At 62.1% G+C, this 8,599-nt stretch carries 7 protein-coding genes; 4 read left to right on the top strand and 3 right to left on the bottom strand.

Annotated elements, in window-relative coordinates; all coding sequences use genetic code 11:
- Positions 1-1,084 (top strand): peptidoglycan-binding domain-containing protein (locus AC1DXN_RS30690; RefSeq protein ID WP_477421806.1); only part of this gene is annotated, 1,084 nt, incomplete at its 5' end.
- A 151-nt stretch (positions 1,085-1,235) separates the two neighbouring features.
- On the opposite strand, the gene AC1DXN_RS30685 is transcribed toward AC1DXN_RS30690, so the two are convergent.
- Positions 1,236-1,772 (bottom strand): OmpA family protein, encoded by a 537-nt coding sequence (locus AC1DXN_RS30685; protein ID WP_477278426.1) that lies wholly within the window; start codon positions 1,770-1,772, stop codon positions 1,236-1,238.
- A gap of 257 nt (positions 1,773-2,029) precedes the next feature.
- Here AC1DXN_RS30685 and AC1DXN_RS30680 point away from each other — a divergent pair, with 257 nt between their 5' ends.
- Positions 2,030-2,617 (top strand): DUF6931 family protein, encoded by a 588-nt coding sequence (locus AC1DXN_RS30680; protein WP_477278424.1) that lies wholly within the window; start codon positions 2,030-2,032, stop codon positions 2,615-2,617.
- A 14-nt stretch (positions 2,618-2,631) separates the two neighbouring features.
- Here AC1DXN_RS30680 and AC1DXN_RS30675 read toward each other — a convergent pair whose 3' ends face one another.
- Both AC1DXN_RS30675 and AC1DXN_RS30670 read right to left on the bottom strand, forming a co-directional pair.
- Positions 2,632-3,879: a caspase family protein gene (locus AC1DXN_RS30675; protein ID WP_477278422.1), complete on the bottom strand. Its 1,248-nt coding sequence runs from the start codon at positions 3,877-3,879 to the stop codon at positions 2,632-2,634.
- 19 nt (positions 3,880-3,898) lie between these two features.
- Positions 3,899-5,023, bottom strand: a complete 1,125-nt coding sequence (locus AC1DXN_RS30670) for an OmpA family protein (protein ID WP_477278420.1) — start codon at positions 5,021-5,023, stop codon at positions 3,899-3,901.
- Positions 5,024-5,415: 392 nt separating this feature from the next.
- Between AC1DXN_RS30670 and AC1DXN_RS30665 the strand changes: the two genes are divergently transcribed.
- Positions 5,416-6,063: a LuxR C-terminal-related transcriptional regulator gene (locus tag AC1DXN_RS30665; RefSeq protein WP_477278418.1), complete on the top strand. Its 648-nt coding sequence runs from the start codon at positions 5,416-5,418 to the stop codon at positions 6,061-6,063.
- Between the two features lie 301 nt (positions 6,064-6,364).
- Positions 6,365-8,599 (top strand): DUF5801 repeats-in-toxin domain-containing protein (locus AC1DXN_RS30660; protein WP_477421804.1); only part of this gene is annotated, 2,235 nt, incomplete at its 3' end.

The following is an 8,599-nucleotide window of genomic DNA, read 5'->3' as shown; positions in this document are numbered from 1 at the left end:
GGCCCCGGTCGAAGCGAAATCCGACGGGGTTGGCACCGGCGGCCTGCTGATTGCCTATGCAACGGATCCGGGCGCCATCGCATTCGACGGCAACGGCGTCGACAGCCCCTACTCCACGGCACTGGCCAGGCACCTGACCGAACCCGGCGTAGAAATCCAGAGCGCGCTGACGCGTGTGCGCGGCGAAGTGACCGAGACCACGCAAGGACGGCAGCGGCCCTGGCACAACGCCTCGCTGGGACGCGAGGTCTTCCTTGGAAAACCCTCCGCGGAAGCGGCGCCTGCCGAAAAGCCTGTCGCCGACGCATCGAAAGACACCACGACGACAGTTGCGCCCGTGGCAACCAATGATCCTCCGTCCTGGGAAGTCGAACAGCGGCTCTGGGACGAGGCTTCCAAGCGCAATTCCGTTCCGTTCTACGAAGCCTATCTCGACCAGTTTCCGAACGGCCGCTTCGCCACGGTGGCGCGGCTCAACATCGATGCGTTGAAGGACCCCAATGCCCAAAACAAGCAGGTCGCGGCACTCGACACGAGTCAGGCGAACGCCAGTTCCGGCTCTGCCGTGCGCACTTCGGTCGGTGTTTCGGACGAGGTGAAGCAAACGCCCGGCACCGAGTTGACGGAAGCTGCGATCGGTCTCGATCGCCAGGGCCGCATCGATCTGCAGTTGCGCATCGAAGCCTTGGGCAACGAACTTGGCCGTATCGACGGAAACATCGGCCCGCAGACCCGCCAGGCGATCGGCGTCTGGCAAGAGAAGAACGGTCTGCCGCAGACCACCTATCTGACGCGCGAGCAGCTGGCGTTCCTGGTGATCCAGACGGATCCGATGATGGATCAGGTCCGCGCCAGATACGCTGCCGATCAGGCCCGTGCGGCGGCACCGAAAAAGCAGGTGGTGCAGAAGGTCCGCACACAAAAGCCGGTGGCGCAGAAGCCTCGCAAGAAACAATTGGTTGTTCAGCGCCACCGCGAGACCGTGGTGCGAGAGGATGAGCCGCCGCAGAACAACAACGATTTCCTGACCAAGGCGCTGATCTTCGGCACCGGCGTGGCGGTGGGCGGCGTGCTCAAGAACTGACCGCCGAAATCCCAGGGCGGCCTCGAACCGAAGGTCGAGGCCAGCGAGATCCGGAACCGATTTGGACAAAGAGATCGAGCCCCATTTCGATGATCTCGAGATGGGGCTCTATGTCACTGTTTGGGCACGATCTCTCCGACGACCAGATTCACTATTGCGTCTTTATCCGCATTTCCACCCGGCGGTTGGCAGGATCGTAGGGGTTGGGGCTGCGGGGATTCTTTTCGCCCAGGCCGATCGCGTTGATGCGGCCGGCCTCGACGCCGCTGGCCGTCAGGAAGGCCGCCACCGATTTCGCGCGGCGTTGCGACAGGCCCTCATTGTAGGGCACCGTGCCGGTGGCGTCGGTGTAGCCCTCGACGACGAAGTCGAGGCTGCTCAGCCGGCTATCCTTCAGCGCCTTGGCGAACTCGCCAAGTTCAGCGCGCGCCGTCGTGTCGAGCTCGGCTGAATCCAGCCCGAAATTGATCAGCATATCGAGGCTGGTTTTTTCGGGCGGCCCTTCCTTTGCCTTGGTCTTGCTTTTGCACTCGTCCTCGGTGCCGACGCATATGCCACGCGCCTTGCCGAGGTCGGCCGCGCCGGCAAAAAACTTCACGATGTCTTCTGATTTCTGAAGCGGATCGGCGGAAGCGTGGCTCGACAAGAGCACGACCGCCAACGCAAAGGCTGAACTGCCATACTTCATAACGGTTACTCCTCTTTGAGCATCCGGTTTCATTAGAGCCGGATCCATCCCGATCGGATCGGGACGGGGCTCCAACTTTTCTGTTTGACCATGATCTTTTCCAAAAACCGGTTTCCACTTTTTGGGACCATGGTCCGGTGATCCACCATACCAAATTCCAAAGCCGCTGTCTGTGAACAACCTCATGGATGCGGCAGTGGCCGATGCTACCCAGAGCAACGGACAGAGACTTGACCCGCGCCTCGCCGGAGGCTTGAGTGCTCGGTGAGGAAAAAATAACAGCGATGGCCAACGGGCTCCAGTTCAAAACCGCGCGCGATCTCTTCGCTGCGAACGCCGCTGCCGCCCGCGACATGACGGCCGTTCCCACCGACCAGCCTTCGCTTGAGTTTTGCCGCCTGCTCCTGGCGGGACGGACACCTGAAGAGGCGATCACCTTCTGCGCCTACCTTTTGCCTGACCGGGCCGCGATCTGGTGGGGCCATGAATGCCTGGGCCACCTGACCGAACTGCTCGAAGAGCAGGACCGCGCGCTGCTGGCGCTTGTTCAGGACTGGGTCAGCGATCCGTACAATCCAGGCCGCCTCGCGGCAGTCGACGAAGCGGCGGCGGCACAGCAGAGGACGCCGGCCGTCTGGATTGCGCTCGCGGTAAAATGTCATCTCAATGGTTCTGGAGTGGAGCGGACAAATGGGTCGAGCCCGCGGCCGCTTTCCGCCGCCCATGCCGTCAATGCCGGGATCTTGACCGGATTGGCGCGGGTGGCGATCGCGGACCGCTCCTCCGTGCTGTCAGCCTTTGTCGAAATGGGCATCCAGCTGGCCGAGATCGAGGCGCTGCGTTAGGCAGAGCCCTAGCATCACTTGCAGCCACCTTGCGCCCATCTACCCAGCGCCACCTTGAAGCGCGTGCCCAGCGGGTGCTGCAGCCGCAACACCGAGACGTCATTGGTGACGTAGGTCTTGGCCTGGTCGCACAGCCGCTCCTCGGTCCATTGATGGCAGTTGCTGCATTGATTGTCCCAGACGGACTTTTCGAGGCCTTCGACCGGACTGAAATGCGGCTTTCCCTGGATCAGCTGGGCGATGCTCTTGCCGTCGATCGCCGGGTCGCCAAAGTTGACCGGAACGTCGAAAAGGACCGGTGCGTCCGAGCCCAGCTTGGGGATTTCCTGGCGCAGCTGTTCCAGCGCTGCCTGCGCGTTGGCGTCGGAGGCAGACGACGTGGCCGCGCCGGCGCCATTGCTGCGCGCCGGCGAACCGGTCTCGGCCGCCGCGGCGTCGGAATCGCCGACGATCAGCGGTGCATTGAGATCGACCTTGTGAAGGACGACTTCGGTTGTCAGCGAGACGTTGATCCATGGCCGCTGTTTGCCGGCGGTGGCCTTGAACACTTCTGATGTAACCCGGTTCATCGTCTCGGTGATCGAGACGTTGGCGTCGCCGATATGGGCCAGCAAGGCTGCCGAGAACGGCGAATGTTCGCCCGATCCGTCATAGGCTACCTGGTTGGGGCTGGCGGCGAAGGCGACGAGCGTACCGGCGCCACCGTTTTCGATCGGGATTTCGGCCAGGCCGCTGCTTGCCGCGCTGCCGGTCTCCTTGGCCAGCACGTCGGCCAGAGGATTGTCACGGCACGCATCCAGGAACACCAGCCGGATGCCGGATTCACGCGACATCTGCCGCAAGATGAAATCCACCTGCACGGCTTCGAAGTCGAGCGAGGTTTCGTCCTCCAGCGCGGCATCGACAGGCAGCAGATAGTTGTTTCCCCCGACCTGCAAGCCATGGCCGGCATAGAAGAAAAGCGCGATATCAGCGCCGCGCACCTGCTTTGCAAATTGCGCGATCTTCTCCTGCGTCTGCGATTTGGTGAGATCGAAGCCGGAGACGACTTCAAAGTCCAGGGTCTTCAGGCGATCGGCCATCGCCTGCGCGTCGTTCACCGGATTGGGAAGCGCCGGCGCGTTCTGGTAGTGGGCATTGCCGAGCACCAGGGCGATGCGGCGTTCGGCATTGGCTGCGCTCAAACCCCAAACCAGCAGCAGCACGGTCAGACCGATGCCACGCAGGAGGCCGCTGCCATTTTCAATCAGATTGAAACGCACCGTTACGACAAATCCCTGTTCAGTTGATGAGCGGCGTGGCGGAAAACTCGATGCGCCGGTTCAACGCCTTGTTCTTCGGCGTGTCGTTGGCCACCACCGGCCGTTCCTCGCCGTAGCCGGTGGCCGCGATCTGCGTCGACGGAATGCCAGCTGCGATGATCGCGTCGGCCACCGCCCTGGCGCGCCGCTCCGAAAGGGTTTTGTTTGCCGTGGGCGAGCCGTCGGAATCGGTATGGCCCGACACCTCGACCTTCAATTTCGGACATTTGCCGACGACGTCGACCACCTCGGCCAGCAACGGCCGGCTCTTTTCGTCGAGCCGCGCGCTTGCCGGGCGGAAATAGATGGCTCCGGTGCGCGAAAGCACCGCAAACCGGTTCATGCATTCGTCCTCGCTGAAGGTCGTTTTCGCGGCGTCGGTAGCGACCGGTCCGACCTCGGTTGCAGCACCCGCAGCTGCCGCGACGGCCGGCGGCGGCGCCTGTTTTGCGCCGTCGGCAGTGAAGACGAAATCGAAGGACACCGAAGCGGTCGGCACGATGCTGCTGACATTGGCGGCCTGCTGCAGCTTTTCGACGTTGGGGAGCAGGCCAAAATCCTCGACATGCACCGCGACCGGGGCGTCCGAAGCGATCGACACCATCGAGTCGGTGATCATGGTGACGACGGCAGTGGCGACAAGGTCCTTGTCGACGCCGTGCAGGCTGAGCCGGAACGGAATCTGCGCCGTCATCCGCCGCTTCGTCGCCAGATCGGCGAAGGCGGCAGGATCGACTTTCGCGGTCACTTCGGCTGTCGGGAATTTGAAGGTCTCGAAGAACAGGAACCGCATGCGGACATTGCGGAGATCGATGCCGGTGTCGACCGAGTTGAGATCGAAGGTCACCTTGGCGGCGCCGTCCGCTGTCAACGTGCCGGAGAGGTTCCTGATCTTGTTGGTCTCGACAATGGTGTTCTTCTTCACCGATTGGTAGGTGAGGGTCGAGTTTGCCGGGTCAAGCGTCCAGTTCGGCTTCGCATTCGCCGCTTCCGGTGCGAGCAGCAACAGCCCGAACACAGCGGCGACCAGAGCAAGAGCGCTGACGATGCGCCGGCCCTTCAAAATCGACCCTTGCTGCCGAAAAAATCCGACGACCTCGAACATGGACGCCCCCGCCTTAGGACAACAGACCTCAGTTCCGATCACGGCGGTCGAGCGCCGTGACGCCGGCGAGCATAGAACATATGATTCGGCTTTGCGAGTAGCTCCGCCAGCCAGCCCAGGGAGAAGACCCTTCAAAAACCTGTCATCGCCGGCGGACGAACAGGCGTAGAATTAAGAGGCACCCTGCGCAATTGCGAGCGTCTCGGTGGAGCCCATCGAATGTATGGATGTGCCAGATTCGGCGATGCCCGCGCCGCGCAGAGAACGCCCACGGGTTTCTTTTATAGCCTTCACTATATTAGTATATTAGCGAATTCTTGACAATTGCTCAAGGCTCTGGTTTCCTGACATATTAAACAAAGTTCGTTGCGTTTTTTACGGACGGTGTTCGCATGTCGACCCTGGTTGTAGCGGACCCGCGGGGGGTCTATCTCGCCGGTCTGGAGTGGGTTCTGCGGGGGGCTGGACATAGTGTTGTCGCAGTCTGCCACCGCACGATTGAGGTTCTCCCCTTGGTGGAGCGCCATCGGCCTGATCTTGTCATCATAGGGTTGGATGTTGCGGACCGGCAGGCGGCCGGTCTGTCCTCAAGGCTGAGAGCCACCAGCAGCCCTCTGGGCATCATCTATATCCTGCAGCCGAACGGTGGGTTCGACATCAACGAAATCCCGGGGTTCGATGCCGACGGCCTGCTGATGGATGGCATCAGTCACCGTTACCTTGTCGAATGCGTCAACGCTGTGGCAGCCGGTCGAAAGTGGGTCGACAACCACATCCTCCAGCATCTGCTGGTGCCGAGACCGCTGCCTCAACCCGCGCCGAAGCTTACTGGGCGCGAGACGGAAGTCGCCGGCCTTGTGTCACGCGGCCTGCGCAACAAGACCATCGCGCAACAGCTGAATGTGTCCGAAGGCACGGTGAAGATGCATCTGCATCATGTCTACGCCAAGCTTAACCTCGGCAGCCGGGCGGAACTAGCCTGGGTGGCGCATGGCAAAAGCGCTGGCCATCCGGAAACGGCTCGCATCGACCTGATCTGACCCCCATCTTTCAGCACCATTATGAGGCTTTGCGCCCCCGTAGACGCCTGCGGCTCGCAAGCGGCTGCGGTCAGCAGCACCCGTCAGGTCTGATATATCGAAGGATATACATCGTTCGATCAGGTTCGGACATTAACCGAAATACTATCGAAGCGCCAATGGACGCGTCCTCTCACCCGGCGACACACTGCCAATCGAAACCGCAAATTCAATGCGCGTTGGGGGGTAGACCCGGGCGGGTCATTTCGGCGCTACTGGATGTGCGGATCGTTAGATTCAACCTCACCAGGGGACGACGACCATGACCGCGACCATCGACATCAACGGCACGTTGATACTGGATCAGAGTTCGGGGCTGACTGACGGCGATACCGCGGTAAGCAACGACCTCACTGGGCTTTCCTCTGCTTTCAAGACGTTTCTGAACGGCCTCGCCGGCGACCTGCAACTGTCTGCCGGACAGCTTGCCTATGCCGACGACGTCGAGGCCGCGGTCTCCGGCGCGGGCCTTGTCACGGTCAACCCGGACGGGGGGACGATCAACAAGCTGTTCTTCTCCGATGCCAGCGGCGATCCGCTCGACGGCGACCAGGTCATCTTCGGCGGCAACCCGCTGCAGACGGTCGATGGCGACAATATCTATCTCCATTCCTATGCGAACGGGACGATCGTGCTGGCGACAACCAGCCCAACCGAGGGTGTCGGCGATGTCGTCGCCGCCTTCTACCTGAACGCGGCCGGTGACAGTCTCAGCGCCGGCATTGAGATGGTGACCTTCGAGGCCATCGCCCATCCAGATACCACGAGTGGCGACGACCAGATCGACTGGACCGACGTCCTCAACGTCTCCGCGACCGGATCCACATCCTTCAATTTCGACATTCTCGATTCCGGCAATAATCTCTTCGTGGTGGTGGGCGAAGCGGGCCTGGGGTTGACGGTGAGCGGACTGCATCCGGTCATCAAGGCCGACGGTGGGCTCGACAATTCGGGCGACAACATCAAGACCAGCCAGGGCGGCGACGGTGCCACCATCGGTGTCAACAACCAGATGTTCGACCCGGGTGAGACGGCCGTGTTCAGCTTCGTCTCCGGGCAGGCCGTAGGCAATTTCGACGACATCGACAGCATGAACTATGACGACTTTATCGACGTCACGGATGCCACGATCTTCATCTCGCAAACCGAGGGTAGCCCGGGTACCAACTTCACGCTGACGGTCGGGGCGTTCAGCGCCGGTGGCGCGGGGACCAACCCCGAAGACGGCCGCAGCTACATCGACAATGATCTTCCCGACGCCGGCCCCGATCTTGGAAATGACGCCGGCGACAGCGCGCTTGCCGACGATGCCTCAGTGACGATCCTGCGCGTGGTTGTCAGGGACGGGAACGGGGCGGTCGTTACCGATACCACCACAACGAACAGCGTCGTCACCTTCAATGCCAACGGGACCGCAACGGTCCAGGGGCTGAACGATGCCTATACGGTGCAGTGGTTCACCGACAACAGCGGGACACAGGCGGTCGAAACGTTCAACCGTTTCCAGGTCACCGGAAACGTCGGCAAGTTCGATATCGGCAGGGTCGACATATCGCAGGGCCTGACCGTGACCGAATCGGTCGGCGACAAGCTGCATGTCGATGACGACGGCCCGTCAGTGACGGCGGACGGCACGGTGCCGACGCTGACCACCGACGACACCGACATCACCGACACCGCATCGACCGACTTCTCCAACATCTTCAGCGCCGCGTTCGGCACCGACGGCTTCAAGGACAGCGACCACGACACTGTCCAGGACGCCGATGCCATCACCTATGCGCTCGACGTCAAGARCGCGGGKGYCGACAGCGGCCTCAACGACACGATCAGCGGCGACGACATCCTGCTGCGCCTCAATGGCAGCGGCGAGGTCGAAGGCTATCTGGCCAACGACACCGGCACCGTCGCCTTCCTGATCAGCGTCGATGCCACCGGCTCGGTGACGCTGACCCAGAACCGCTCGGTCGTCCATGACGATGCGAGCGATCCGGTGGAGAGCGGTGGCTCGGCGGCGGTATTGGCCGCGGCCGACCTGGTGACGCTAACCGCGACCGCCACCGATGGTGACGGCGACACCGCCGACGCGACGGCCAATATCGGTGACGCCTTCACCTTCGAGGATGACGGGCCAAGCATCACGGCGGACGGCACGGTGCCGACGCTGACCACCGACGACACCGACATCACCGACACCGCATCGACCGACTTCTCCAACATCTTCAGCGCCGCGTTCGGCACCGACGGCTTCAAGGACAGCGACCACGACACTGTCCAGGACGCCGATGCCATCACCTATGCGCTCGACGTCAAGAGCGCGGGTGCCGACAGCGGCCTCAACGACACGATCAGCGGCGACGACATCCTGCTGCGCCTCAATGGCAGCGGCGAGGTCGAAGGCTATCTGGCCAACGACACCGGCACCGTCGCCTTCCTGATCAGCGTCGATGCCACCGGCTCGGTGACGCTGACCCAGAACCGCTCGGTCGTCCATGAC

It is taken from the genome of Mesorhizobium sp. P2_H9, from assembly GCF_056403215.1.
This window is presented reverse-complemented; position numbering and strand designations above follow the sequence as displayed.